This is a genomic window from Oxalobacteraceae sp. CFBP 8761, from assembly GCA_014841595.1.
In the GTDB taxonomy this organism is placed as follows: Bacteria; Pseudomonadota; Gammaproteobacteria; order Burkholderiales; family Burkholderiaceae_D; genus Telluria.
The window spans coordinates 322,424-349,126 of record JACYUE010000001.1 but is presented as its reverse complement, the minus strand read 5'-3'; the positions used below and the strand labels follow the sequence as shown (position 1 = coordinate 349,126).

The 26,703-nt window shown below is 62.5% G+C and carries 30 protein-coding genes and 1 tRNA gene; 16 read left to right on the top strand and 15 right to left on the bottom strand.

Features of this window, described 5'->3' with window-relative positions:
- Positions 1-65 precede the first annotated feature (65 nt).
- Complete coding sequence (locus IFU00_01610) at positions 66-911, bottom strand: alpha/beta hydrolase (protein MBD8540974.1); 846 nt, start codon at positions 909-911, stop codon at positions 66-68.
- Positions 908-1,126 carry a hypothetical protein gene (locus tag IFU00_01605; protein MBD8540973.1) on the bottom strand — a complete coding sequence of 73 codons (219 nt, stop codon included), beginning with the start codon at positions 1,124-1,126 and terminating at the stop codon, positions 908-910. Before IFU00_01605 ends, IFU00_01610 begins: the two co-directional genes overlap by 4 nt.
- 140 nt (positions 1,127-1,266) lie before the next feature.
- Between IFU00_01605 and IFU00_01600 the strand changes: the two genes are divergently transcribed.
- The 4 genes from IFU00_01600 (at position 1,267) to IFU00_01585 (ending at position 4,237) form a co-directional block, all read left to right on the top strand.
- The gene (locus IFU00_01600; GenBank protein ID MBD8540972.1) at positions 1,267-2,220 is read left to right on the top strand and encodes a LysR family transcriptional regulator; all 954 of its coding nucleotides are present in this window, start codon (positions 1,267-1,269) and stop codon (positions 2,218-2,220) included.
- A gap of 62 nt (positions 2,221-2,282) precedes the next feature.
- Positions 2,283-2,729 (top strand): DUF962 domain-containing protein, encoded by a 447-nt coding sequence (locus IFU00_01595; protein MBD8540971.1) that lies wholly within the window; start codon positions 2,283-2,285, stop codon positions 2,727-2,729.
- A gap of 81 nt (positions 2,730-2,810) precedes the next feature.
- Positions 2,811-3,749, top strand: coding sequence for an EamA family transporter (locus IFU00_01590; GenBank protein ID MBD8540970.1), 939 nt, complete (start codon positions 2,811-2,813; stop codon positions 3,747-3,749).
- Positions 3,746-4,237, top strand: coding sequence for a GNAT family N-acetyltransferase (locus IFU00_01585; GenBank protein MBD8540969.1), 492 nt, complete (start codon positions 3,746-3,748; stop codon positions 4,235-4,237). The genes IFU00_01590 and IFU00_01585 overlap by 4 nt, the downstream gene beginning before the upstream one ends.
- A gap of 248 nt (positions 4,238-4,485) precedes the next feature.
- Here the strand turns inward: IFU00_01585 and IFU00_01580 are convergent, their stop codons facing one another.
- The 8 genes from IFU00_01580 to ada form a co-directional block, all read right to left on the bottom strand.
- Positions 4,486-5,688: an imidazolonepropionase gene (locus IFU00_01580; protein MBD8540968.1), complete on the bottom strand. Its 1,203-nt coding sequence runs from the start codon at positions 5,686-5,688 to the stop codon at positions 4,486-4,488.
- Positions 5,681-6,295, bottom strand: coding sequence for a HutD family protein (locus IFU00_01575; GenBank protein MBD8540967.1), 615 nt, complete (start codon positions 6,293-6,295; stop codon positions 5,681-5,683). The genes IFU00_01580 and IFU00_01575 overlap by 8 nt, the downstream gene beginning before the upstream one ends.
- A gap of 12 nt (positions 6,296-6,307) precedes the next feature.
- Complete coding sequence (locus tag IFU00_01570; GenBank protein MBD8540966.1) at positions 6,308-7,666, bottom strand: formimidoylglutamate deiminase; 1,359 nt, start codon at positions 7,664-7,666, stop codon at positions 6,308-6,310.
- Positions 7,663-8,451, bottom strand: a complete 789-nt coding sequence (gene hutG / locus IFU00_01565) for an N-formylglutamate deformylase (protein MBD8540965.1) — start codon at positions 8,449-8,451, stop codon at positions 7,663-7,665. The genes IFU00_01570 and hutG overlap by 4 nt, the downstream gene beginning before the upstream one ends.
- 18 nt (positions 8,452-8,469) lie before the next feature.
- Positions 8,470-10,014 (bottom strand): histidine ammonia-lyase, encoded by a 1,545-nt coding sequence (gene hutH, locus IFU00_01560; GenBank protein MBD8540964.1) that lies wholly within the window; start codon positions 10,012-10,014, stop codon positions 8,470-8,472.
- 4 nt (positions 10,015-10,018) lie between these two features.
- Positions 10,019-11,728 carry a urocanate hydratase gene (locus IFU00_01555; protein MBD8540963.1) on the bottom strand — a complete coding sequence of 570 codons (1,710 nt, stop codon included), beginning with the start codon at positions 11,726-11,728 and terminating at the stop codon, positions 10,019-10,021.
- A 181-nt stretch (positions 11,729-11,909) separates the two neighbouring features.
- Entirely contained in the window at positions 11,910-13,577 is a 1,668-nt protein-coding gene (locus IFU00_01550; GenBank protein ID MBD8540962.1) for an amidohydrolase, read from the bottom strand.
- Between the two features lie 97 nt (positions 13,578-13,674).
- On the bottom strand, positions 13,675-14,778 hold the full coding sequence (gene ada, locus IFU00_01545; protein ID MBD8540961.1) for a bifunctional DNA-binding transcriptional regulator/O6-methylguanine-DNA methyltransferase Ada: 1,104 nt from the start codon (positions 14,776-14,778) through the stop codon (positions 13,675-13,677).
- Between the two features lie 76 nt (positions 14,779-14,854).
- Between ada and hutC the strand changes: the two genes are divergently transcribed.
- The 12 genes from hutC (at position 14,855) to IFU00_01485 (ending at position 24,247) form a co-directional block, all read left to right on the top strand.
- Positions 14,855-15,643, top strand: coding sequence for a histidine utilization repressor (gene hutC / locus IFU00_01540; protein ID MBD8540960.1), 789 nt, complete (start codon positions 14,855-14,857; stop codon positions 15,641-15,643).
- A gap of 86 nt (positions 15,644-15,729) precedes the next feature.
- Positions 15,730-16,134, top strand: coding sequence for a response regulator (locus tag IFU00_01535; protein MBD8540959.1), 405 nt, complete (start codon positions 15,730-15,732; stop codon positions 16,132-16,134).
- A 233-nt stretch (positions 16,135-16,367) separates the two neighbouring features.
- Positions 16,368-16,694, top strand: a complete 327-nt coding sequence (gene trxA / locus IFU00_01530) for a thioredoxin TrxA (protein MBD8540958.1) — start codon at positions 16,368-16,370, stop codon at positions 16,692-16,694.
- Between the two features lie 148 nt (positions 16,695-16,842).
- The gene (gene rho / locus IFU00_01525) at positions 16,843-18,105 is read left to right on the top strand and encodes a transcription termination factor Rho (protein ID MBD8540957.1); all 1,263 of its coding nucleotides are present in this window, start codon (positions 16,843-16,845) and stop codon (positions 18,103-18,105) included.
- Between the two features lie 188 nt (positions 18,106-18,293).
- On the top strand, positions 18,294-18,563 hold the full coding sequence (locus tag IFU00_01520; GenBank protein MBD8540956.1) for a type B 50S ribosomal protein L31: 270 nt from the start codon (positions 18,294-18,296) through the stop codon (positions 18,561-18,563).
- 140 nt (positions 18,564-18,703) lie between these two features.
- Positions 18,704-20,422 (top strand): glycosyltransferase, encoded by a 1,719-nt coding sequence (locus IFU00_01515; GenBank protein MBD8540955.1) that lies wholly within the window; start codon positions 18,704-18,706, stop codon positions 20,420-20,422.
- Positions 20,423-20,686: 264 nt separating this feature from the next.
- A complete protein-coding gene (locus IFU00_01510) occupies positions 20,687-21,154 on the top strand; it encodes a hypothetical protein (GenBank protein MBD8540954.1) in 468 nt (155 codons plus the stop codon).
- Positions 21,155-21,264: 110 nt separating this feature from the next.
- Positions 21,265-21,349: transfer RNA gene (locus tag IFU00_01505), tRNA-Leu, on the top strand.
- A 174-nt stretch (positions 21,350-21,523) separates the two neighbouring features.
- Positions 21,524-22,546: a site-specific integrase gene (locus IFU00_01500; GenBank protein MBD8540953.1), complete on the top strand. Its 1,023-nt coding sequence runs from the start codon at positions 21,524-21,526 to the stop codon at positions 22,544-22,546.
- Between the two features lie 134 nt (positions 22,547-22,680).
- Complete coding sequence (locus IFU00_01495) at positions 22,681-23,223, top strand: hypothetical protein (protein MBD8540952.1); 543 nt, start codon at positions 22,681-22,683, stop codon at positions 23,221-23,223.
- Positions 23,207-23,668, top strand: a complete 462-nt coding sequence (locus tag IFU00_01490) for a helix-turn-helix transcriptional regulator (protein ID MBD8540951.1) — start codon at positions 23,207-23,209, stop codon at positions 23,666-23,668. The genes IFU00_01495 and IFU00_01490 overlap by 17 nt, the downstream gene beginning before the upstream one ends.
- Positions 23,669-23,677: 9 nt before the next feature.
- Positions 23,678-24,247 (top strand): hypothetical protein, encoded by a 570-nt coding sequence (locus IFU00_01485; protein MBD8540950.1) that lies wholly within the window; start codon positions 23,678-23,680, stop codon positions 24,245-24,247.
- 195 nt (positions 24,248-24,442) lie between these two features.
- Here IFU00_01485 and IFU00_01480 read toward each other — a convergent pair whose 3' ends face one another.
- From IFU00_01480 to IFU00_01460, 5 genes are all read right to left on the bottom strand, one after another.
- On the bottom strand, positions 24,443-24,694 hold the full coding sequence (locus IFU00_01480; GenBank protein ID MBD8540949.1) for a hypothetical protein: 252 nt from the start codon (positions 24,692-24,694) through the stop codon (positions 24,443-24,445).
- Positions 24,695-24,938: 244 nt separating this feature from the next.
- Positions 24,939-25,151: a hypothetical protein gene (locus IFU00_01475; protein MBD8540948.1), complete on the bottom strand. Its 213-nt coding sequence runs from the start codon at positions 25,149-25,151 to the stop codon at positions 24,939-24,941.
- Positions 25,127-25,630, bottom strand: a complete 504-nt coding sequence (locus tag IFU00_01470) for a hypothetical protein (protein ID MBD8540947.1) — start codon at positions 25,628-25,630, stop codon at positions 25,127-25,129. The genes IFU00_01475 and IFU00_01470 overlap by 25 nt, the downstream gene beginning before the upstream one ends.
- On the bottom strand, positions 25,627-26,292 hold the full coding sequence (locus IFU00_01465; GenBank protein ID MBD8540946.1) for a glycoside hydrolase family 19 protein: 666 nt from the start codon (positions 26,290-26,292) through the stop codon (positions 25,627-25,629). Before IFU00_01465 ends, IFU00_01470 begins: the two co-directional genes overlap by 4 nt.
- Positions 26,292-26,672, bottom strand: coding sequence for a hypothetical protein (locus tag IFU00_01460; GenBank protein MBD8540945.1), 381 nt, complete (start codon positions 26,670-26,672; stop codon positions 26,292-26,294). The genes IFU00_01465 and IFU00_01460 overlap by 1 nt, the downstream gene beginning before the upstream one ends.
- Between the last annotated feature and the right edge of the window lie 31 nt (positions 26,673-26,703).

Genomic DNA, 26,703 nt, shown 5'->3' with positions numbered 1-26,703 from the left:
GTGGACGGCTACGCCGTCCACGCGTCCAACGAACGATGGCGTACGGTCGGAACAGCCCGACAGAGTCAAGCCCCCTGCCGCCCCTCCAGCCGTGCCAGGAAATTCGCAATCTCCCCCATCGCCTGCCATTTGCAGGCGCATTCATTGCGGCCGTTCGGGTCTTGCAGATCAGCGGGCGCCATGCGCCGCACCGTGGTGCAGATGCCCGCATTGATCAGTTTTGCGCCATACAGCTCGGCTTCGTCGCGCAGCGGATCGTCTTCGGCCGACAGGATCAGCGCCGGCGCCAGGTTCTTCAGACGGCTGGAATGCAGCGGCGCCGCGTACGGATGCGAGCGGTCGGCTGCGTGGGGCAAATAGCCGCGATAGGCTTCGGCGCAGATCGTGGCGGCCTTTTCGCGGTCGGAGCATTGCGTGAGCTGGCGCATCGAACCGGTACTCAGGGCCGGGTCGAGCATCGGCATGACGAGGATCTGGCCAGCGAGTGCCGGACCACCACGATCACGCGACATCAGCGCGCAGACAGCCGCCAGGTTGGCGCCGGCTTCGATGCCGGCCGTCACCAGGAGCTTGCCGTTCCAGCCAAGCTTGGTCTTGTTCTTCTTGGCCCACTGCAGAACCGCGTGGGCATCCTCGACGGCCGCCGGGAACGGGCTGACAGTGGCCAGCGTGTAGCTCGGCGCCAGCACCAGCGGCAGGTGATCGCATTCGGCCAGCGAGCGCAGGAAATCGTCCGCTTCGTCGAGGTCGCCGCTGTCAAAGCCGCCGCCGTGGTAGAACACGACCAGCATGTCGCGCTTGGCGGCCGGGCCAGCGGCGTACAGGCGCGCCGGCAGCGGGCCGGTAGCGCCCGTGACCTCGAGGTCGCGTACTTTCAGCGCGCGGTCCGGCATGTCGCCCACGGTGTTCATCGCGCGGCCTGCCCGAGCTCGAGTTCGACGATGCGCTCGTCGACGACGGCGCAATCGCCCACGCAGGTCATCTGCATCTGCATCGACAACGCCCGCACACCGCGTGCTTCGGCGCCGGCGGCGCGGGAATAAGCATCCGTGCAAAGCAATCCCGCCAGCGCGACGCCGCTAAGCGTGACTGCAACCGTGGTAAAAATGCCATCTCGAATACTCATGTCCTGCTCCGTCTTCTCAAGTAAATACTTTGTTGCGATGCACACATAATAGTCTTGATCCTCAATCGGATAAAGATGACAATACCGAATTGATTGTTCAGATTCCTGAACAATGGCGCTATTTTTGAGTCAGAATCCAGATGAACAAGCTGCAAGCCATGGAAGTGTTCGTCCAAGTCGTCGATGCGGGCAGCTTCACGCGCGCTGCCGACACGCTGCAAATGCCCAAGGCGACGGTATCGACACTGATCCAGGCGCTCGAAACGTCGCTCGCCTCACGCCTGTTGCATCGCACGACCCGCCACGTGTCCGTGACATCCGACGGCGCCGCCTATTACGAGCGCTGCGTGCGGATCCTGTCGGACGTGCGCGACGCCGAAGAATCGCTCACGCGCCACCGCTTCAGCCCCAGTGGCCGGCTGCGGGTGGATGCGCCCACGGGTCTCACCTGCGAGATCCTGATTCCCGCCCTGCCCGATTTTTTCGCGCGCTATCCCGATATCACGCTGGAGATGGGCAGCACCGATCGTCCGGTCGACCTGGTCGAGGAAGGCGTCGACTGTGCCGTGCGCGGTGGCGACCTGATCGACAACAACCTGATTGCGCGGCGCGTTGGCGTGATCAATTTCGTCACCTGCGCGGCGCCCTCATATATCGAGCGCTTCGGCATGCCGCTGCATCCGAACGATCTGGAGCGCCATCGCTGCGTCAACTATTTCTCGTCCAAGTCGGGCAAGGTCAGCGGCTGGGATTTCACCCGCGACGGCGAGCGCATCGAGGTCATGCTGCCCGGCGCCATCGCACTCAACGATTCGAACGCCTATATCAAGGCGGGCCTGGCCGGCCTGGGTGTGATCAATATGACCGACTATCTTTTGTCCGAGCAGCTCGCGACCGGCAAGATGGTGCGGCTGCTGCCGGATTGGCGCTGCGATCCGATTCCCGTCCACGTCGTCTATCCGCAGAATCGCCATTTGTCCGCCAAGGTGCGGGTATTCGTCGAATGGATCGCCGAGCTGTTCGCGAACCATGCCCATCTGCGCGTGCAGCCGGCCGACACCACGGCGCCCACGCCGGCGCTGCCGCCACGATAGGCCGCCGCACGGGGAACAGCGGCGGTAGAATCGTCGTTACAACAATACAGGGAGACGCCGCCATGTACACCGCATCCACGCCCCGCGCCATCGATGTCCTGCTGGCGCGCTATGGCGAAAGCCACCGCAATCCCGTCAATGAACTGATCCACATCGTCTGCATCCCGGCAATCGTGTTCAGCCTGCTGGGCATGCTGTGGGCGCTCCATCCCGCGGTAGCACTGCTGGTGGCGGCAGCGGCGCTGGCGTATTACGTCACGCTATCGCGCGCCTTCGCGTTGGGGATGGGCGTGATGGTCGGCGCGATGCTGCTGGTACTGGCGATGCTGCCGGACGGGACCGTGTTGCCGACGGCGATCGGCGTGTTCGTGGCGGCCTGGCTCGGCCAGTTCATCGGCCACCATATCGAGGGCAAGAAGCCTTCGTTTTTCGACGATCTGCGCTTCTTGCTGATCGGGCCGCTGTTCGTGCTGAGCATTCTGTACCGGCGTATCCGGCTCGCATGGTGATGTTGCATTTCTACTACATCGGGGATGCTGGTCGATGAGGTGATGCCGACAGGAACCTGGCAGGCCATCTATACTCCCGCGATGTCTTCCCCCATCCTGTTTACCATCGCGTCCCTGATCTGGGGCTCGACCTTCTGGGCCATCACCCTGCAACTGGGACACACCGCACCGGCGGTGTCGGTGGCCTATCGCTTCTTCCTCGCTGCCGCTGCCTTGTTCGCCGTATGCATCGCACGCCGCGAACGCCTGAGCCTGCCTTGGCGCACGCACCGCTGGATGGCGCTGCAGGGCGGCCTGACCTTCGGCATCTCGTATATCTGCACCTACCACGCGGAGCAGCACGTCGTCTCAGGCCTGGTGGCCGTGATGTTTGCGCTGATGGTGTTCTGGACGCCCATCTGGAGCCGCCTCTTCTTTGGCACAGCGATCAACCGCCGCACCTGGACCTGCGGCGCGGCCGCCATGGTGGGCGTCGCGCTGCTGTTCTGGCACGCCATTGGCGATGCCTGGCAGGCGATCCAGGCCGGCGGCAACGGTCACTTCATCGCCGGCGTCGTGCTGGCGCTGGCCGCGACCATGGCCAGCGCGGGCGGCAGCGTCGTCGTCACCAAGGTCAAGCAGCAGTGCGCGAACCTGCCGCTGACGATGGCGTGGTCGATGCTGTGGGGCGCGTCGATGGTCACGCTGTGGTCGCTCGCGAACGGCGACGCCTTCACGCTGCCCGACAGCGGCACCTACTGGGCCGGCCTGTTCTACCTGTCGATCTTCGGCTCGGTCGTCGCCTTCTTTGCCTACTTCACGCTGATCGCCCGCATCGGCGCCAACAAGGCCGTGTACGTTACCGTCGTCACGCCCGTGCTGTCGGTGCTGCTGTCGGTGCTGCTCGAAGATTACCGCCCCGGCGCGCTTGAATTTCTCGGCATGATCGTGTGCCTGGCGAGCGTGGCCTGGGCCGTGCGTGCGCCCGCACCAAAAATCGTGCAATCCGCTAACCTGAACAATCCCATCGAATCGCCATGACCGCTGCCCCATTTTCCATCCGCCCTGCCCGTCCGGACGACGTCACCCACATCCACGCCATGATCGTGGAACTGGCCGTCTTTGAAAAACTCGAACACATGGTGGTGGCCACCGAAGCCCTGCTGCACGAAGGCCTGTTCGGCACACACCCGTCGTGTGAAGCCATCGTTGGCGAAGAGAACGGCGAGGTCGTCACCTTCGCGCTGTTCTTCCATAACTTCTCGACCTTCCTGACCAAGAAAGGTTTGTACCTTGAAGACCTGTATGTGAAGCAAGCGCATCGCGGCAAGAACATCGGCACGCGCATGCTGCAACGGCTGGCGCAGCTGGCGGTCGAGCGCGGCTGCGGGCGTTTCGAATGGTCGGTATTGGACTGGAACGAGCCTGCAATCAATTTCTACAAGGCGATGGGTGCGGACGTGATGCCCGAGTGGCGCATCTGCCGCGTGACTGGCGAAAGCCTGACGGCGCTGGCCGAACGCAGCTGATTTCGGCTGATGTCGGCGGACGATAAACCCGACCGACAAAGAAAAACCCACGACGCGTTGGCGCCGTGGGCAAACCCATTTTGGCAAATGGGGAGGGGAGAAGTTGAATCACGAGAAGGACTATAGCCAGCGATCCTTAACGATTGATTAAGCCTTACATTTGCTTACGGCGGTCACCGTTTTTTTTACATGTCGCGAAATTCATCTTCTCCGAAACGCAGATGACGGCCTTGCGGGCGATCAAAAGCTCAGCCAATGGTGCGCAAGATGCCGCCATGAATGACGGCCTGGCAGGGATTCAAACCGATCGCGTAGGCAAGATCGGCAGGTCGCGCAATGTTCCATAAGGCCAGGTCGGCGCGCTTGCCAACCGTGAGCTTGCCGATCTCGTCCTGCAGACCAAGCGCGCGCGCCGCGTGCGCGGTCACGCCCAGCAGCGCCTCTTGCGGCGTGAGGCGCCATAGCGTGCAGGCCATGTTCAGTGCCAGCAGCAATGACGTCAGTGGCGAGGTGCCGGGATTGCAGTCGGTGGCCACGGCCATCGGCACGCCGGCAGCGCGCAAGGCGGCGATTGGCGGCATGGTCGTTTCGCGCAGATAGTAATAAGCGCCCGGCAGCAGCACGGCCACCGTGCCGGCCTGCGCCATTGCAGCGATGCCCTGTTCGCTCAGGTGTTCCAGATGATCGGCCGACAAGCCGCCATGGTGCGCCACGAGTTCTGCGCCGCCCTGGTCGGACAACTGCTCGGCATGCAGCTTGACGGGCAAGCCCAGCGCGCCAGCCTTGTCGAACACGCGCGCGGTCTGCGCATTGGTAAAGCCGATGCGCTCGCAGAACGCATCGACTGCGTCGACCAGGCCCTGCTCCGCCAGTGCCGGCAGCATGACGTCGCACACGTCGCTGATGTAGTCGTCCGGGCGCCTCGCGAATTCAGGTGGCAGCGCGTGCGCGCCCAGAAAGGTGGTGACGACGCGTACCGGCAGCAGTTCGCCGATGCGGCGCGCCGCGCGCAGCATGCGTTCTTCGGCGTCCAGCGCGAGACCGTAGCCCGACTTGATCTCGAGCGTTGTCACGCCTTCGGCCAGCAAGGCCTTCACACGCGGCAGGCTGGCCGCGACCAGCGCATCGATGTCGAGCGCGCGCGTGGCGCGCACGGTGGCCATGATGCCGCCGCCCTGACGCGCGATGTCTTCATAGGTGGCGCCGTTCAGGCGTGCTTCCCATTCGTCGCTGCGGTTGCCGCCATGGACGATATGGGTGTGGCAATCGATCAGGCCGGGCGTGAGCCAGGCGCCGCCACAGTCGTGTTCGCGCGCGGCCGGCGGCGCATCGCACCGCGCGCCGATCCAGGCGATGCGGCCATCCTTGATCGCCAGCGCGGCGTCGTGCAGCACGCCGTAGCCGTTGTCCATCGTGGCAAGGTGCACGTTGGACAGCAGCAGGTCAGTCATACATCCCCGCGTCGTCGTCATCATCCTCGTCGGAATAATAGTGGACGTCGACGATATAGATGGTGGCCTGCCCCGCCTCGAGCGTCCACACGGTGCCCTGATCGAGCACCACAGCGTCGTAGCGCACGAGGCCAATGCGCTCGCTGTCGCTGGCCAGCTGCAGGCTGTCGCCTTCGGCCAAAAACAGCACCGTGATTTCGGCGCGCGCAATGAAGGTCGAATCGCCGCTCAGGCGCCGCCGGCCGAACTGGTGATAACAGCGCTCGCTGCGCGACATGACATTGAAGTCGGTCGTCGGCCCGCGATTGAGCTTGGCCCGCACTTCAGAGCTGCCGTCGAACGCGACGACCGGCTCGGCATGCGTGATCAGGGTCGGCTCGCCATCGATCTGCAAGGTCATGCCGTGGCCGTCGACCAGCGCCAGCGTGCGGTCGACACCCTCGAACTGCGAGAACGCGCCGTCTTCGGCGATGGTGGCGAGGCTGACGCGCCAGTCGAAATCGTCGAAGCCGGCGTCGAGCGGGCCGATCGCGATCTCGGTCGTGTTGCCGCCGCCGTTCTTCCACGGTACCGGGGCCAGGCCTGCAAACGGAATCAAGACAGTCATGTGGTCACCTTTCTAAGAACGCAAATCCCGGAGCGCCTGGCGGTAGCGCGAAGCAATCGCCTCCTGCGCCCGATGGCGGCCGGCCTGCACGACCCAGCGGCCGCCGCACAGCACGTCGCGCACGAGGTTATCGTTACCGCAAAATACCATGCGACCAAGGACCTCGGCGTGGTCAACGCCGTCGAGGTTCGGATGCTGCGCATCCAGCACCAGCAGATCGGCGCGCCGCCCTGCTTCCAGTGCACCGACGCGCCGGCCAGTGGCCTGCGCGCCACCAATCAACGCAGCTTGCCACAAAAAGTCGCCGACGCTGCGCTGCGCTGGCACGTGCGCCACATTGCGCTGCCGGTGCTGCAGGCGCTGGCCGTATTCGAGCCAGCGCAATTCTTCGACGGGACTCTGCGAGACATGGCTGTCGCTGCCGATGCCGAAGCGCCCGCCGGCGGCGATGTACGGCGCCAGCGGAAACAGGCCGTCGCCCAGATTCGCCTCGGTGGTCGGACACAGGCCGGCGACGGCGCCGCTGGCTGCCAGCCCTGTGATTTCCACCGCGTCCAGGTGCGTGGCATGCACGAGGCACCAGCGCTCATCAGGCGCGAGCTGGTCGAGCAGGTAGGCAACGGGCCGCCGGCCTGTGTGCGCGATGCACTGGGCCACCTCGGCCTCTTGCTCGGCGATGTGGATGTGCAGTGGCCGCGCGGGAGGCAAGCCGGCCGCCAGCGCGCGGATCGCATCGATGCCGGCCGCGCGCAGCGAGTGCGGCGCCGCGCCCACTTCGAGCTGGCCACCCCGCAGCGGCGCCAGTGATTCGACGATGCCCAGCACATCGTCGACGTCGGTGCGAAAGCGCGCCTGGCCCGGTGTAAGCGGCTGCGCGCCAAACCCGGCGTGGCTGTACAGCACCGGCAGCAGCGTCACGCCCATGCCGGCCAGTTGCGCGGCCGCGGCCACACGCTCGGCGGTTTCGGCGGGCCGCGCATAGCTGGCGCCATCGACCGCGCGCTGCAGGTAGTGAAATTCGCAGACCGACGTGTAGCCATGGCGCAGGCACTCGGCGAACAGCTGCGCGGCAATGGCTTCGATCCCCTCCGGCGTGATGCGCGCGGCGAAGCGGTACATCAGGTCGCGCCAGGTCCAGAAGCTGTCCGGCCCTTCACTGCCCGTTTCGGTCAGGCCGCCCAGCGCGCGCTGGAACGCGTGCGAGTGCAGGTTGACCATCCCCGGCAGCACGTACTCGGCACGCGCCACGTTCAGTGGTGGGCGCGCGCCGGGGGCAACCTGCGTCAGGTCACCCGCGCTGTCCCATTCGAGCAGCACGTCACGCTGCCAGCCCTGCGACAGCAGCGCGTGGCGCGCGAACAGCGCTGTCATGGGCGCACCCAGTCGACGGCGGCCTTGACCATGTCGCGCAGCAGCGGCTGCAGCGTCGCGGCGACCGCTGGCCGGTACGCGAACGGCGGTGCTTCGTTCATGTACAGGTACTGGCATTTCTCGAGCTGGATTGCATGCACGCCCGATGCCGGCTGGCCGTAGTGGCGCGTGATGTGGCCGCCCTTGAAGCGGCCATTGAGCGCGATCGAGAAGCGCTCCTGCGCGCGCGCCACGCCCAGCACCGCGGCTTCGAGGCCCGGGGCGCAGGACGTGCCTTCGGCCGTGCCGAAGTTCAGGTCGGGCAGCGTGCCCTCGAAAAAGCGCGGCACGACGGAGGCGATGGAATGCGCATCCCACAGCACCACGCGCCCGTGCGCCATCTTCAGGCGGTCGAGCTCCGCGCGCAACTGCGCGTGGTACGGCTGCCAGTAGCGCGCCAGGCGCCGCTGCACCTCGGCCCCGTCGGGCTCCATCCCATCGCGGTACAGGCGCTCGCGTCCGAACGTGTCGAGCGGGCACAGGCCAGTGGTGTCCAGGCCCGGATACAGGTTGGTGTTTTCGGGCGGCCGATTCAGGTCGATCAGGTAACGCGACCAGCGCGCCGAGATGGTCGAGATACCCATCTCTTCCAGAAAACCGTACAGCTCGGGCAAATGCCAGTCGGTGTCGGCGCGCGCCGCGGCGCACGGCGCCAGCGTGTGCGCTACCTCGTCGGGAATATCGGTGCCCGCATGCGGCATCGATACCAGCATGGGAAGCCTGCCTGCCTTGAAGCGGAATTCCATTGCAACTCCCTGGTCGATTTATGGATGCAGCGCCGAGAACAGCGTCTTGCACGAGGCCGACAACGCGCCCTGCCACACCATCGTGCGCGCCGCCTCGATGTCCGGCGCGAAGAAGCGGTCGGCATCGTACGGCGCGACCTGCTCGCGCAACTGCGCATGGACCGATTCCAGCGTCTGCGAACTGCGCAGCGGCCGGTGGAACTCGATGCCCTGGCACGCGGCCAGCAGTTCGATGCCGACGATCACGCAGGTATTGTGCGCCATCTGGTGAAGACGGCGCGCCGCGAAGGTGGCCATGCTGACGTGGTCTTCCTGGTTGGCTGACGTCGGCAGACTGTCGACGCTGGCGGGATGGGCCAGCGACTTGTTTTCGGACGCCAGCGCTGCTGCCGTCACGTGGGCGATCATGAAGCCGGAATTCAGGCCTGGCTCGCGCACGAGGAACGCCGGCAGGCCGGACAGGTTGGCGTCGATCAGCAGCGCGATACGGCGTTCGGCCAGGGCGCCGATCTCCGCGATGGCCAGCGCCAGCGAATCGGCGGCAAACGCCACCGGCTCGGCGTGGAAATTCCCGCCCGACAGGATGACGCTGCCCGCCTCGCCGTCGGTGAACAGCAGCGGATTGTCGGTGACGGCATTCGCCTCGATCAGCAGCGTGCGGCCGGCATTGCCGATCAGGTCCATCACGGCGCCCATCACCTGCGGCTGGCAACGCAGGCTGTACGGATCCTGCACGCGTTCGTCGCCCACCAGGTGCGAGGCGCGGATCGCGCTGCCGGCCACCAGCTCGCGGTAGATGGCCGCTGCCGCGATCTGGCCCGGCTGCCCGCGCACGGCGTGGATGCGGGCGTCGAACGGCGCGTCGCTGCCACGCGCGGCGTCGACCGACAGTGCGCCGGTGACCAGCGCCGCTTCGAGCAGGCGCTCGGCCAGGAACAGGCCGTGCAGCGCCAGTGCGGTCGAGACCTGCGTGCCGTTGATCAGCGCCAGGCCTTCTTTTGCGCCCAGCACGACCGGCTCGATGCCGGCTGCCGCCAGCGCATCGACCGCGTCGACCAGCACACCGTTGTGGCGCACCTGGCCCACGCCCAGCATGGCCAGCGTCATGTGCGCCAGCGGCGCCAGGTCGCCCGACGCGCCGACCGAACCCTGCGCGGGAATGGCCGGCATGATGTTGGCGTTGTACAGCGCAATCAGCGTCTCGACGATCAGCGGGCGCACGCCCGAGTAGCCGCGCGCCAGGCTGCCGATCTTGGTCAGCAGGATCAGGCGGACAATATGGTCGTCGATCAGCGGCCCCGTACCCACCGCATGCGACAGGATCAGGTTGCGCTGCAGCGTGGCCAGTTGCTCGACCGGGATATGGGCCTTGGCCAGGATACCGAAGCCCGTGTTGATGCCGTAGGCCGGATCACCCTTGGCGACGATGGCGGCGACGGCCGCGCTGGATGCGGCGATGTCGCGCCAGGCCGCGCTGGCCAGGGTCAATGGTGCGTGCGCGCTCCAGGCGGCGCGCAGGTCGCCCAGGGTCAGCTGGCCGGGTTGCAGAGTGAATTCGTTCATGGGTTTATTTGATCATCGGAAGATTGAGGCCATTGCGCCGGGCGCAGTCGATGGCGGTGTCGTAGCCGGCGTCGGCGTGGCGCATGACGCCCGAGCCGCAGTCGTTGACCAGCACGCGCGCCAGGCGCTTGGCGGCGGCGTCGGTGCCGTCGGCCACGATGACGACGCCGGAGTGCTGCGAATAGCCCATGCCGACGCCGCCGCCATGGTGCAGCGAGACCCAGGTGGCGCCGCCGGCCGTATTCAGTAACGCGTTCAGCAGCGGCCAGTCAGACACCGCATCGGTCCCGTCGCGCATCGCTTCGGTTTCGCGATTCGGGCTGGCGACCGAGCCGGTGTCGAGGTGATCGCGCCCGATGACGATCGGCGCCTTTAGTTCGCCCGTGCGCACCATCTCGTTGAACGCGAGGCCCGCCAGATGGCGTTCGCCCAGGCCCAGCCAGCAGATGCGCGCCGGCAGGCCCTGGAACGCGATGCGGTCGCGCGCCATGTCGAGCCAGCGGTGCACGCGCGTGTCGTGCGGGAACAGCTCCTTGATCTTGGCGTCCGTCTTGTAGATGTCTTCGGGGTCGCCCGACAGCGCCACCCAGCGAAATGGCCCGCGCCCTTCGCAGAACTGCGGCCGGATATACGCCGGCACAAAGCCAGGAAAGTCGAACGCATCCTGTACGCCTTCGTCCCTGGCCACCTGACGGATGTTGTTGCCATAGTCGACCGCGTGGCAGCCCATGGCCTTGAAGTCGAGGATGGCGCGCACGTGCTGCGCGCAGGATGCCGCCGCGTCGCGCGTCAGGCGCGCGTGCTGGCGGGGATCGCGCTGCGCGGCCTGCCATTCGGCCACGCTCCAGCCGCTTGGCAGGTAGCCGTTGATCAGGTCATGGGCCGAGGTCTGGTCGGTCACCAGGTCGGGCTTGATGCCGCTGGCACGGGCGCGGCGCACCAGTTCCGGCAGCACGTCGGCCGCGTTGCCGAGCAGACCAATGGAGACCGCCTCGCGCTGCGCCGTGTGCTGCTGCACCATCGCCAGCGCCTCGTCGATGTCGCGTGCCTGCTTGTCGAGGTAGCGCGTGCGCAGCCGGAAATCGATGCTGCTTTGCTGGCATTCGATGGTGAGCGACACGGCGCCGGCGAAGCTCGCCGCCAGCGGCTGCGCGCCGCCCATGCCGCCCAGGCCCGCCGTCAGGATCCAGCGCCCCAGCATGTCGCCGCCAAAGTGCTGGCGCCCTGCTTCGGCAAAGGTTTCGTAGGTGCCCTGCACGATGCCCTGCGTGCCGATGTAGATCCAGCTGCCGGCCGTCATCTGGCCGTACATGAACAGGCCGCGGCGATCGAGCTCGTTGAAGTGGGCCCAGTCGGCCCATTTCGGCACCAGGTTGGAATTCGCCAGCAGCACGCGCGGGCCGTCCGGGTGGGTCTGGAATACGCCGACCGGCTTGCCGGACTGGATCAACAGGGTCTGGTCGTCATCGAGCTCGCGCAGGCTGGCCAGGATCTGGTCGTAGCAGGCCCAGTTGCGGGCTGCGCGGCCGATGCCGCCGTAGACGACGAGGCGCTGCGGGTTTTCCGCGACCTCGGCGTCCAGGTTATTTTGAATCATGCGGTAGGCCGCTTCGGTCAGCCAGCTCTTGCAACTGAGCGTCGTGCCGCGCGGGGCCTGGATCACGCGCGAGGGGTCGAAGCGGGGATCGTCGATGAGACTGGCATCTTGGGACATGGCGGCTCCTTCGGGTCAGGGATGGGGCTCCGCGTGCTTGCCGGATGACTTGGCTGCCAACCATCACCGCGTGGACGGAGAATCCGTCCACCCTACGAATGGGTTGGCGCCAACCGTCCCCGCGTGAACGCAGAATGCGTCCACGGTACCTTATTCAGGTTGTCTATACAACCCTATCAATTCACTTTTTGAAGACCTGTTTGCCTGCCACCCAGGTTTCGAGCACGCCGGTCTTGTGGATGTCGTATGTCGGCATCTTGAACAAGTCCTGGTCGATCACGATGAAGTCGGCCAGCTTGCCGGCTTCGAGCGAGCCGAGGCTGTCTTCGCGGTGCCCGGCGTAGGCGGCGTCGAGCGTGAAGCAGCGGAATGCCTCTTTCAGCGACATCGCCTGGTTCGGGTACCAGCCAGCCACCGGTTGGCCCTGCGCATCCTGGCGCGTGACGGCGGCGTGCAGGCCGAAGAACGGGTTCGGCGCTTCGACCGGGAAGTCCGAACCGCAGGCGATGCGCGAACCCTGGTGCAGGAAGGTGCGCCAGGCATACGCGCCCTTGATGCGCTCGGGGCCGACGCGGGTCTCGGCCATGTTCTTGTCGGACGTCGCGTGGGTTGGCTGCATCGACGGGATGATGCCGATCGATTTGAAGCGCGGGATGTCGCCCGGCTGCACGACTTGCGCGTGTTCGATGCGGTGACGCTGCGCACTGCTCTTGGTTGCCGACACCTCTTTCTGGTAGATGTCGAGGATCTGCTTGTTACCGGCGTCGCCGATCGCATGCACGTTGACCTGGTAACCGCGGCGCATCGCCTTCGTCATCATGGTATCCATCTGCCCGCTCTTGAAGAACAGCAGGCCGTGCGAATGCGCGTCATCGCTGTATGGCTTGATCAGCGCTGCGCCGCGGCTACCCAGCGCGCCGTCCGAATACAGCTTCACGGCCCGCAGTGCGTACATGCCGTTGCCATAGTCGTTCAGCGGGCCGTTCTTGGCCAGCACATCGAAATCCGCACCGGCGCCGCCGATCATGCCGTACACGCGCGTCGTCAGCTTGCCCGCATCGGCGTAGGCGCGGTACAGGCGGTCCTGGGTCACGTCCACGCCCGCGTCGTGCACGCTGGTGAGACCCACGCGCGCCAGTTCGCTCAGGGCGCGGTCGAGGATCGTGCGCGATTCGGCTTCGGTCTGCGGCGGCAGCACCTTGGTCAGCAAGTCTTGCGCCGTATCGACCAGGACGCCGGTCGCTTCGCCATTTGCGTCGCGCACGATCTTGCCGCCGACCGGATCCGGCGTGGCCTTCGTGATGCCGGCCAGCGCCAGCGCGCGGCTATTGGCCCAGCCGGCGTGGCCGTCGACGCGTTCGAGCCACACCGGCCGGTCGCTGACGACGGCGTCGAGTTCGGCCGCGGTGGGGAAGCGCCCCAGCTTCCAGTTTTCCTGGTTCCAGCCGCGCCCGCGCAGCCATGCGTGTCCCGGATTGGCACCTGCGTACTCGCCGATCGACTTGAGCGCGCCGGCCAGCGAGGTGCTGTTGAACAGGTCGAGCTGCGTCAGTTGCTGGCCCAGGCCGAACACGTGGCCGTGGGCGTCGATCAGGCCAGGCAGCAGCGTGCGGCCACCCATGTCGATGCGTTTGGCTTGCGGGGCCTTGGCCGCGACATCCGCGCTGGCGCCCACGGCGATGATGCGACCGGCATCGTCAAACGCGAGCGCGGTGAATTGCACCAGGTCACCCTTGGTATTGAGGGTATAGCCGTTGGCGTTGTCGATCAGGGTCGCGGCGTGGGCTGGCAGGCTGCCGGCAATGGCCAGGACGATCAGGGAACAAAGGGGGGTCAAGCGGGCGCGCATGCGTGGTTTTCTCCGTCGGTTGGGATCCCGCGCCTCGTGGGCGCAGCTCGGCAGAGTGTATCGAAATTTGCATGCCCGGCATAGCACCGGCGCCCGTTCAATCCGGGTTGGATGCTACCTGCTCCTGTTCCCGTTCGAGCAGCGTGCGCTTGCGCTCGATCCCCCAGCGATAACCCGACAGTGCCCCGCCCGTGCGCACCACGCGGTGGCAGGGAATCGCGACCGCCACCGGATTGGCGGCGCAGGCCCCGGCCACGGCGCGCGCGCCGCCGGCCACACCGACGATGACAGCCAGCTCGGCGTAGCTGACCGTGCGGCCGGCGGGGATGCTGCGCAGCGCCTGCCACACACGTTGCTGGAATGCGGTGCCGCGCACGTCCAGTGGCAGTTCGAAACCGATGCGCGGCGCTTCGACCAGCGCGATGACCTGCGCCACGGTCTGCCCGAACGCAGCGTCGGCGCCTTCCAGCGCGGCCTGCGGAAAGCGCGCCTGCAGATCGTCCAGCAGCGGCGCCGGTGCGTCGCCGATCAGGATCGCGCAGATCCCGCGCTCGGTCGCCGCCACCAGGATCGCGCCCAGCGAGCACTGCCCGATGGCGAAGCGGATCGTCTCGCCGCGCCCGCCGGCCCGGTAGTGCGCCGGCGCCATGCCCAGCACCGCCTGCGCGCCCGCATAAAAGCGCGTGCTCGAGCCGTAGCCGGCATCGAACAGCGCATCGAGCACCGGCGCGCCCTGCGCCAGCCCGCGCCGTACGCGCTCGCCGCGCCGCGCGGCCGCATACGCTTTTGGCGTGATCCCCGTCTGCGCCTTGAACACACGGTGAAAGTGAAAGCGGCTCATGCCGGCGGCCTGCGCCAGGCTGTCGAGATCCGGCGCTTCGTCGGCGGCATCGATCAGGCGGCAGACCCGCGCGACGGCCTCGCGCTGGCGCTCGGCGAGCGGCGGCAAATGCGGCGCGCAGCGCAGGCAGGGCCGAAAGCCGGCCGCTTCGGCGGCATTTGGGTCCGCATGAAAGGCCACGTTGGCGCGCCGCGCCGCGCGCGATGGACACGACGGCCGGCAATACACGCCGGTGGTGCGCACCGAGTACACGAAGCGGCCGTCGAAGGCCGGGTCGCGCTGCTGCACAGCGGCCCAGCGCAGATCGGCGCTGTCGGCGCCGGCATCGGCATTGGCATCGGTGGGAATGGTCATGTTCATCTCCATGGGTCAGGCGGCAAGCCTATCGTAGCCCTATGCCTGGTGCTATGCACGCCGGGTCTTGCTTTCGAATCGAATGCTAGAATCTCGGCTGGTCAGACAGGCCGTCACTTCGGAGAACCGCTTGGACCCAAGGACCACACACGATCCCCTGCAAGACAGCCCCCCGGACAAAGCACCCATTTTCCGGCAAATCAAGGATTACCTGGTCGGCGAAATCGCGACCGGGCGCTGGAAGGAAGGCGACCTGGTGCCGTCCGAACAGGCACTGGTGCGCCTGTTCGGCGTCTCGCGCATGACGGTCAACCGCGCCGTGCGCGAACTCACCGCCGAGCACGTCCTGGTGCGACGCCAGGGCTCGGGCACGTATGTCGCGCCGCAGAAGTACCAGGCCACGCTGGTGGAGATCCGCAACATCGCCGACGAGATCCGCGAACGCGGCAAGCAGCACACCAGCCGCGTGCTGGTGCTGGCGGCCGGCGTGGCGGACGATGGACTGGCGGCCGAATTCGCGCTCGAAGCGGGCAGCACGTTGTACCACTCGCTGATCGTCCACTTCGAGAATGACGTGCCGATCCAGTTTGAAGACCGCTGGGTGAATCCAACCTGTGCCCCGGCCTACCTGGAACAGGATTTTTCCAGCATCACGCCCAATGAACACCTGATGGTGAGCGCGCCGCTACAGGGCGCGACGTATACGATCGAGGCCCTGCCGGCATCGGGTGACACGGCCAGGCATCTTGGCATCGCGCCCGGCGCGCCGTGCCTGGTGCTGCATCGGCGCACGACATCGGCCGGCCGTATTGCCTCGGTGGCCACGATGTGGCATCCGGGCCACCTGACGCGCTTCACGGGCAGCGTGTAGCAATTAATTATTCGAACAGACAATAAACCATGCCACACTCTGGCCATCTGGCGGACCAGCCATCACCTTCCCCGTCGGGTATGACCATGCCATCGCCAGCCGCCAACGCGCCAGCCCCGGAAGCGCCCTTGCATGTGCTGGTGCTCGACGACGATCCGCTGCTGCTGGAAATGATGCGGGAAATGCTGGCCGCATGCGGGCCGAATACGGTCGTGCTCGAGACCGAGGCGCGCAACGCACTGCAGCACCTCGCCCAATCCATGCCCGATGTCCTGATCTGCGACCTGATGATGCCGGAAATGGACGGTATCGAATTCCTCCAAGCCGCTGCGGCGCAAGGGTATCAGGGCAAGGTGATCCTGATTTCGGCGCTTGAAGACGGCGTGCGCGAAGCGGCTGGCGAACTGGCGCGTGCACTGGGGCTGCAAGTCGTCGGTTCATTTCGCAAGCCGCTCGAACAAAACCAGTTGCGCGCAGCGCTGGCCTGTTGAATTTTTGTACAACCGGCTAAACACTTTTCAAAAAAATGCGGTATTATTCGGCTCATTCCCCGCCTGACACCCTCTAGCCGTTCTTCCAATATTGAAATTCGCACACAGTGCCTCCACCATTGTGTAGTAACAATATTAAGCAACACAGGAAGATACCCGGTAGCCGGTCGAGACGTTCCGCATGTCCTGTCTCAAGGCGTTAATCACAGTTACTACCTCTTATCGAGGAAACCATGAGCGAAAACATCAAACACATCAGCGATGCATCCTTTGAATCCGACGTGCTCAAATCCGAGCTGCCGGTGCTGGTCGATTTCTGGGCCGAGTGGTGCGGTCCTTGCAAGATGATTGCCCCGATCCTCGAAGAAGTCGCCAAGGAATACGGCGGCAAGATCACGATCGCCAAGATGGACGTCGACGCGAACCAGGCTGTCCCAGCCCAGTTCGGCATCCGCGGCATCCCGACCCTGATCCTGTTCAAGAATGGCGAAGTCGCTGCGCAGAAAGTCGGCGCACTGGCAAAAGGCCAACTTACCGCGTTCATCGACAGCAACATCTGATTCAGCTGATACAATAAGCGGCGACGACGCGCCCGCGTCATCGCCTCCCGGCCGGGAGGGCCCACGGCCCATCGCCACCTTCCCGCCTTGATTAACCCACGCAGTTCCCTCCCCTACCTTTTTTACCCGTCACGGGTTACCCAAACACATGCATTTATCTGAACTGAAGGCGATGCACGTTTCCGCGCTGCTGGAAATGGCAATCGGCCTCGATATCGACAACGCAGCCCGCCTGCGCAAACAGGAATTGATGTTTGCAATCCTGAAAAAGCGCGCAAAAGGCGGTGAGCAGATCTTCGGCGACGGCGCTCTCGAAGTGCTGCCGGACGGTTTCGGTTTCCTGCGCTCGCCTGATGCGAGCTATATGGCCTCGACCGACGACATTTATATCTCCCCGTCGCAGATCCGTCGTTTCAATTTGCATACGGGTGACTCGATCGAAGGCGAAGTGCGTACGCCAAAAGACGGCGAACGCTATTTCGCGCTGGTCAAGGTCGACAAGGTCAATGGCGAATCACCGGAAGCCTCGAAGCACCGCATCCTGTTCGAGAACCTGACGCCGCTGCACCCGAACGAGCCGCTGCGTCTCGAGCGCGACATGAACGGCGCCGAAAACATCACCGGCCGCATCGTCGATTTGATTTCGCCGATCGGCAAGGGCCAGCGCGGCCTGCTGGTGGCGTCGCCGAAGTCCGGCAAATCGGTCATGCTGCAGCACATCGCGCATGCGATCACGGCCAATCACCCCGACGTCACGCTGATCGTTCTGCTGATCGACGAACGTCCGGAAGAAGTGACCGAGATGCAGCGTTCGGTGCGCGGCGAAGTCGTCGCCTCGACCTTCGACGAACCAGCAACCCGCCACGTGCAGGTTGCCGAGATGGTGCTGGAAAAAGCCAAGCGCCTGGTCGAAATGAAGAAGGACGTCGTGATCCTGCTGGACTCGATCACCCGTCTGGCGCGCGCCTACAACACCGTGATCCCTGCCTCGGGCAAGGTCCTGACCGGTGGTGTCGACGCCAACGCGCTGCAGCGTCCGAAGCGTTTCTTCGGCGCGGCCCGCAATATCGAAGAAGGCGGCTCGCTGACCATCATCGCGACTGCGCTGATCGAAACCGGCTCGCGCATGGATGACGTGATCTTTGAAGAATTCAAGGGTACCGGCAATATGGAAGTGCACCTCGAGCGCCGTCTGGCCGAAAAGCGCGTCTACCCGTCGATCAACCTGAACAAATCGGGCACCCGTCGCGAAGAACTGCTGATCAAGCCGGACCAGCTCCAGAAAATCTGGATCCTGCGCAAGCTGCTGTACTCGATGGACGAAATCGAAGCGATGGAATTCATCCTCGACAAGATGCGCGCAACGAAGAACAACGTGGAGTTCTTCGACATGATGCGCCGCGGCGGCTAAGCCACCGCAACGCAGTACGCGCAAAGGCAGCCTTCGGGCTGCCTTTTTTGTTGGGCATTGCCGGAAGCAGAAAACCTATTTATAATCGCCGGTTCTGCCCAACCCTGGCAAGTGATCGGCAATCGGGTCAAGAAGCGAGACGACCGACGAAGTGCTGTTTGGCTACCAACTCTATAGAAAGCAAGACCATGAAGACCGAAACTCACCCAGAATACCGCGACGTCGTGTTCCATGACGTGTCGTGCGACTTCAAGTTCATCACGCGCTCGACCATCAACACCCGCGACAAGATCGAACACGAAGGCAAAGAATACCCACTGGTCAAGATCGAGGTGTCGGCTGAATCGCACCCGTTCTTCACCGGCAAGCACAAGATCGTCGACACCGCCGGTCGCGTCGAGAAGTTCCGCCAGAAATTCGGCGCAGTTGGTTCGAAGACTTCGGTCGCCAACGGCTAATTGCCGACGTAATACCGTCAAAGCCTTCACCGGCTTTGGCCAGACAGCCGGCTTTGCCGGCTTCAAAAAAGAAGCCGCTTACCCGGCTTCTTTTTTTTCGCGGCTATACTACGCGCTCATTTCCGCCATCAGACTTATCGATGAAACCAGTCCGTCTTCCCGCCGCCGCCACCCTGGCACTGCCCCGCTGGGCCCTGCTTGCGCTGGGCCTGCTCTACATCCTGCCAGGCCTGATCGGCCGCGACCTGTGGAAGGAAGACGCCGCCAGCTTCGGCATCATGTGGACGATGGCGCATGGCACGCTGGCCGACTGGCTGTATCCGAACATCGCGGGCCTTGCCAGCGTCGACGAAGGGCCACTCGCATTCTGGCTCGGCGCCGTGTGCATCAAGCTGTTCGGCTGGCTGCTGGGCGACGTACTGGCCGCGCGCGTCTCGACCGTCGGCATCTTCGTGCTGGGCACGATGTCGCTCTGGTACACCGCCTTTCACCTGGGCCGGCGCGCTGAAGCGCAGCCGCTGCGCCTGGCCTTCGGCGGCCAGCCCGAACCGGACGACTACGGCCGCACGCTGGGCGATACCGCCGTCCTGATCTACCTCGGCAGCCTGGGCCTGCTGCTGCAAAGCCACCTGACGCTCGCAGCGACGCTCCAGGGCGCCCTGCTCGCCTTCTTCCTGTACCGCGCCGTGCGCTACGTCGAACTCGCCGGCACGCGCAACGCGGTGCTGGTGGGCATCGCCCTTGGCGCGCTGACGCTCACGCAAGGCTTCCTGCCACCGCTGGTGCTGCTCGTGGCACTGTTTGCCTGCACCCGCTACCTCGAGCTGCCCACACCACGCGCGCTGCGCGACCTGGCCGTTGCCGCCGGTGTGGGCTTCGGCATTACGCTGATCTGGATCGTGCCGGCTACGGTATTGCAACCCTATGGCCTGTCGCCGGTCGCCGACTGGCTCAATTGGAACGCGCACCAGATCGGCCTGCCCGGCTGGCCAGCACTGAAAGCCTTCTTCCGGATCGGCATCTGGTTCTTCTGGCCAGCCTGGCCATTCGCCCTGTGGGCAGTCTGGGCCTGGCGTCGCCAGCAGATGCTGCACATCGTGCTGCCCGTATTCTTCTTCCTGGCGCTGGTGCTGCAACTGCTGGCCGACCCAGCGCCCGAAAACAGCGACTTCCTGAAAATGCTGCCACCGCTGGCACTGATGGCCGCTTTTGGCCTGCCGACAATGAAGCGCGGCGCGATCAACGCCATCGACTGGTTCTCGGTGATGGTGCTGACGATGCTGAGCGCGATCATCTGGCTGTTCTGGATTGCCAAACTGACCGGCTGGCCGGCACAGCTGGCCAAGAACGCGCTCAAGCTGGTGCCGGGCTTCACACCCGAAATCGGCGTGGTCACCTTCATCGTTGCGGCCGGCGCCAGCGTCGGCTGGATCATGCTGGTGCACTGGCGCCTGTCGCGCCAGCCGGCGGTGCTGTGGCGCGCCGTGGTGCTGTCCTCTGGCGGCCTGATCCTGCTGTGGGTGCTGTTGATGACACTGTTCCTGCCCGACCTGAACTACGGCAAGAGCTACGCCGGCGTCGCCCAGCAAATCGCCGCCCGCCTGCCGGCGGACGCCAACTGCATCGCCACCAACGTCGGCGCCGCCCAGCGCGCCTCGCTGGCCTTCTACGGCCGCCTGCCATTCGTCACGCTGGCCGGTGGCAAGTGCGACTACGTGCTGCTGCAGGACAGCCTGCGCAACCGCCGCGACGCCACCCTGCTGCCTAATTGGAACGTGCGCGACGCAGTGCCGCTGTGGGAAGGCCGGCGTGCATCGGACCGTGACGAACGCTTCCGGTTATTCCGCCAGAAGCCCTGAGCACTTCCCCGACAAGCCGCACTTCTGTGCGGCTTGTTCGTTCTGGGCTAATGACTGGCCGAAATCCACCTGTGCGCGGCAAGTGTTGTCTTTATGAGAAGCTGGCTTCAACGAATGCGTGTTTGCGCGCAGTCAAACGTCAGCCACTAAGTGCTTGTCACAATGATCAAGTCAATGACGATTCAAATAATAGTTGGCTGGATATTGCACCAGTTTTCTTGATCGGCGCGAACACGGACTGATGCAGGCCCCAGGGAGAGCAGCATGAACAGCGTGACATTTTCTGAAATCGAGCGTATCAGGAAACGCCCTGGCTTCCTGCAGCGCATCGACACCTGGCGCCAGTCGCTGCCATGGGCGCTCACGCTGCTGGCCGGGTTGCCGCTACTGGTACTGGCCCTGCACCTGATCGATCCCGGCACCCCGATGCCGTTCCTCGTCGTGCCTGCCGTGGTCGGCGGCTTGCTCCCCATCTGCATGCTGGGCCCGGGCCGCTTTGAAATGCGTAGCCGCGCCGATGACTGCCAGATGATTGCCAGACTCGACGAAGCGCTTGGCGCGCTTGGCTACCGCCGCACGGCCGCCGACAGCACCAGCATCCGCTACTTCCGTCCACGCCCCTGGCTGCGCGGGCAGGAAGGCGCGATCGATGTCGCAGTGCGCGAGCATGTGCTGGAGATCGTCGGGCCGATGGGGAGCTTGCGGTTGTTGCAGCATCGGATGACGTGTTAGCCAGAGTGAAGTTCGCCGCTGGAGTGTCCATCAGGCAGCCCGTACAGCGAATTTCGCGGCGCACTGGCCAGCTGAGCAATCGATGTGCTAAGATGCCCGCCTGCGATTGGGCCTCTGTGGCGGAATTGGTAGACGCACTTGACTCAAAATCAAGCGCCGTAAGGCGTGCCGGTTCGATTCCGGCCGGAGGCACCACCTACTCGCAGCGCAATACCCCGCTTTATGCAGTTTCCTTAGTAATTTCAAGCACTTAAGGCCTACGCGCCTTGATGCTCACACCGACTAAATCCCACCTTGCACCGCCTTTTATTGTGTTGAGTTACGCACGATTTACGCACACAATTACGCATTCACTCCACGTAGGCGCATATGGCATCCATAGCCAGGCTAAGCAAGGGATGGCGCGCTCAGATCGCCATCAAGGGTACACGCGACTCAAAGGTCTTCTCCACCAAGGCCGAGGCAGTTAGCTGGGCGAGCAAACGCGAGACAGAAATTCGCGAGGGCGATACGACTGGAATACAAAAGGGCCGCACGCTTGATGATGCATTTCGACGATATGAGAAAGAGGTCTCAGCTCACAAGCGCGGCACACGCCATGAGATCCTGCGCATGGGTGCGATCGGTCGTTACGAGATCGCCGGCACACCGCTCGGCGCCATGAAGCTGGCAGAGATCACGTCGGACATTCTAGGCCGCTGGCGCGACCAGCGCCTTACCGTCGACAAGGTCAAAGGCTCATCCGTAAATCGCGACCTCAACCTACTGTCCCACGTATTTGCGTCCGCCACAAAAGAATGGAAGTGGATGGCCAAGTCCCCCACGACCGACGTGAGGCGCCCTGCCGATCCACCTGCACGCGATCGCGTGTATTCGGACGACGAGATCGAACGGATCTGCTTTGCACTCGGCTTCGACCAGGCAGAGACCGAGCTGGCCACCACTGGGTATCAGCGCGTAGCCGTCGCTTTCCTGTTCGCGATCGAGACTGCAATGCGAGCTGGCGAGATTTGCGGCCTGGTGGCCAGCGATATCGTGGGCCGGACCGCCACGCTCCGGCAGACCAAGAACGGAACGAAGCGAGGTGTTCCGCTGTCGCGTCGCGCGACTCAGCTTCTGCGCTTGTTGCCAGAGGTGCCTGACAAGGAGCCACTGTTCGGCATGACCTCCGGATCACTCGACGCACTATTCCGTAAAGCGAAGAAGCGGGCACTGATCGAAGACGGCACGTTCCATGACACGCGGCACTTGGCGATTACCCGCCTCGCAAAAAAGCTGAACGTCCTCGACCTGGCGCGCATGGTCGGGCATAAAGACTTGCGTCAGTTGCAGGTCTACTACAATGAGAGTGCAGAGGATATGGCTACAAGGCTAGACGCCAATTTCACCTAGAAATTGAGTAAGACTTCCAGAAATTTGCCAAATAATTTCTAGCAACAAATCATGTAAGCTATTGATTTTTAAAGATAATTCAAAATTATTTTTTTTTGCAGCAGTTTAACCTATGTGTTAAGATCATACTCAATATGAAAGTTCAAAAACTTACACAAGAGCAGGCTTACACTGCCGTGGCAAAAGCTATTCCACCGGGAACAAAGCTGATATCAGCAGCGGCCCAACGGTGGGATGTTGTCGTTGTAGTAAGAGATTGTGAAAGTGTTAGCAACTTTCACAAAAGTATTACAAAGCATCTAGATGACTTAAAGAAAAAGGGTGCCATCTTGAGAGCCCTTAGTGATCTCTATGATGCAATTTGCTCTGAAGACTATCAAGAGGAATTGGAGAGTGCTGGCTTATCTTGCAAGGTAGCGCATTCTTTTTTGTTCTCAGGCGCAACTTACAAAGTTTGGGAGCTGAAACCAGACAACAAGAACCGCTTATATTTTTTTCCTTTAAAGGACGGCCTACCAAACAATAAAAAAGCAGTTTTTATGCTAATGGCTTATCATAAGAAGGACAACAAAACTCCTTCTGAAGTTTCCGATTATTGTGAAAAAACTATAAAATTAATTTTGCAAGCCCGTGGGGAAATTGAATATTGTGAGGAAAAAAATGTCGCGAAAAAATGAGATCGTTGCCAGTGAAGTTTCGGAAAGGAATGCTCTGTGGGCCCCTGTTCGCCGAGCTCAGCCGATCCAGCAAGTTCGCAAAATGATGAAGAAGAAAAATTTGCTCAGTAAAGATATGGCTGAGCGGATGAATATTTCTGAACAGAGCTTGTCGCGTTTGCTCCGCGGAAATCAAAACGTTCAAATCGACACACTGTATCTCTTGGCTGATGCGTTGGAAGAATCACTTGAAGTTTGTATTGGTTGCGACGATTCTTCTCATACATATAAATTCGAGACTGAAATCACCGTCAGTAAATTCGAAGAAAACAGTAGTGTTGGCATCAACGTCGGGAAGTTCTGCCACATTATTGATATGGAGCAGCATAGAAGAAAATTTGTGACCGATGCCGGAAATGATCCAAGCATGAAAAGCTTTGGTCATTACGCTGCTGCTATGTGCTAAGGCTATATTATGAAGCCAAGTGTTTTCAATCTTTTGCGTCTCGAATTCACCCACTTTGAAGTCGAAAGAAACCGTGAATTTTCCGCAGGCAAAGCAGAAGAATCTTTTCCGCAAATTGACTTCGAATTCAATAATGTAAATTTTGAATTCGGAGCGCAGTTGCTTTATCCAGACAATGAGCTGGATGACCCTAGGCATTTCACAGTGGCCGCCAGCTTTGCAGTCCGACAATCAATGCAGGACGATGTCGTTCTTCCATACTCAGTTACTTTGCAAGGATCGGCATTCTTGTATTTTAAGGGTGAACATACTGGAATTGAGAGATTTCGGGCGGTTCGTGCAACTGCTTACATGATGTTGTATGGAGCATTCAGAGAGCAAGTTGCAAACTTTACTTCACGAAGTTCTCACGGCCTTTGGTTTCTTCCAGCTCCAACTTTCAATGAAAAAGCGGATCTTGATGCAGCGGAAGATGTAAGAAAGTGGGAGCTTGCACTTGAGTCTTTTAAAATTGAAAAGATCAAGCCGAGTAAAAAACCTGCGACTAAAAGAGCAAAAAAAATTGTCACCGAAGGTTGATTTTAAATCAGTCGTCAATTATTAATTGGGTCGGTATTGCAGATAACCGCTCTATTTGAAGAGAAGGCCGCCAATTAGTTTGGCGGCCTTTTCACATAGGACAAAAAGGACTGTTGATGCATGGGGGTGTGTTCCTATGGGGAAAAGCGGAGTATTGAGAAAGTTACGCTGAAAGCTACGCCTAGTGAACCACGGTCAGTCGCTGATCCGTACGGACCATTCCTGCACGTAGGCCGAGCCTGCATTGCCCTGCGGTCGCTCCTCGCCTTTGAGCAGCAGCCCAGGGCCGTGCATGGCCGTCAGGCGCGCTTCATATAGTATCGGCAGTAGTGGATCGCCGACCTGGCGGTTCGGGTCGGTGACGCTGGCCCAGATCGTTGTGCCGACCCCGTAGACCTTCACTTCGCCTTCGACAGCTGGTGCCGCGCCGATCTCTCGATCCGACAATCTCTTACCTTGGTGGCGCAGTCGTTTGACTTTTCCAATCATGGCCAAAGTGTAGCACCGTTGATTTCGGTCAAACTCCGGTAATGATTGGGGCGGTACCATCTAGAGATGAACAAACGAATCAACCGTCTGACCGCGACACACGTCGACCTGGCAGTGAACGTTGCAGCCGCGTTTAACTTAGCTGCTGGGGTACGAGCGCTGCATGAGCAAGGCGTCTCTCCTGCGGTTGTACAGCGCGTCCTTATCGAGCGCGGTCCGCGTCGAGGGGCTCGCCCATCATCCGTTCCATCATTGCCTCAATCTCCTCCAGGCGGGCCAGCTTCCCCGCGCTGATCAGTTGCAGTGGCCCTTCGTCTTTCCGATCCTGATGCACGGTAAAGAGATGGCCGCCTCCAGTAGGCGTGATGATGTGGATATCGAACGTCGCCCCTACTTCGAGTTCACTGCGCGACATGCTTCGAACCGCTCCACAACGCGGTCGTACTGCCGCACGAGTCGCTCAACGTCTGAGGCGATGCCGACAAGATCAGCAGCAGCCTCTGGCACAAGCTCCGGTCCATCGTCGTCAGCTGCAGGTCCGCTGGCAACGGATCGATCAACGGCCGTGGTGGTGGTTGATACTGGCCTTGCGGGGCAGCGCAGGCTGTCAGTGCCAGTAAGATGGCGGCGCTGAGCGGCCGCGAGAGATTGCGCATGGTCCTTCTCCTTTTTAAAAGCGGCGGCGTCTTTGATGCCGAGCTGCGCGCGTAAGTTCATTTCGGTTTGCCGGTTGATTTCGGCATCAGCATCGCGCCGCTGCTTGCCAATATTTATTGCGGCCTCGAAACCCTCGTCGTAGCGCTCAGCGCCGTAGTCGAGCAGACTGAGCCAGCCAAACAACGCCAGGCCGATGAGGACGATGGCGCCAATCAAAAGCTTTTCGATGCTGGTCATGCGATTACCTTCCTCGTTTCGTCAGTGAGGAACCGCCGCTCTTGGTAGCCGATCGCGTCACCAATGGCGGAGGTCTTGCGGCCGATGTTCACGCAGTCGGAAACGCCATCGACGTCATCCAAGTCGGCAAACCGATTCAGATTGTTGAGGTGCCAGAACCAGGCCGCTGAAAGCGCCGCGCCTATATCGGTGGCCAGCCAGTCACCGATCTCGTTACGAGCGATGCCGAAGAAGTCAGCACAGGCATTGTGGTTTGTCGTACCGGTCAGCTGCATCCAGCCACCACCACGCGTACGCCAGCCATCACCGCTCTTTGCATCACCATTGCCCATACGGTTTGCGTAAGCGATGTTCGCAATGGCCTGCTGGTCGGCGGCGTGCGCCGCGGTGCGCCCATACTGCTCCGCTTGGGCAGGTGTGAAACGCTTTACCTTTGGCGTGTTGAAGGTGGACAGGATAGCTTCAGGCTTATAGTTCAGATTCTCTCGCTTGCGCACGAAGCCACCACTTTCATGAGCGGCTTGCGGAAGAAAGTGAATCAGACGCAGCCGAGTGTTGATGCCGAAGCGCTCAACTGCTGGGGCTAGTGCAGCAGCGACTGCAGCCGCGTTGGCCCCGCATTGGGGGGCGATGCGGCGGATGACCTCTGCCGAGATCCGCATCACAGCACCTCTTTCACGTCGCGCACCAGTTCGGCCAGGTCAGCGTCCTTGCGCTTCTCAAGGAACTTGAACAGCGCTCGGATCAGTGCCCAGGCCGGCAGGCCACAGGTGAACATGAGCGCACCCTGTGCTGTCAGGCCCAGGACGTCGTGGGACCAGTGTTCGACTGCCAGGTATTTGATCAGCACCGCACCGCCGCCGATCGATCCAGCAAAGGTGCAGGCCAACGCCACGCGCCACTCCTGTTCAGAAGTGGGCTTCGTCATTGCCATGACGACGAAGGCCGCCAGACCGAGGCCGATGGCCCCCATGCCAGCGAGCCCGCCGAGGATTTTCCAGCCTGCTACGCCGGCGGCAGTGCCGGAAATTGGTTCGCTCATGTGTCTCTTTCAGGGAGGTATTCAACCCGGC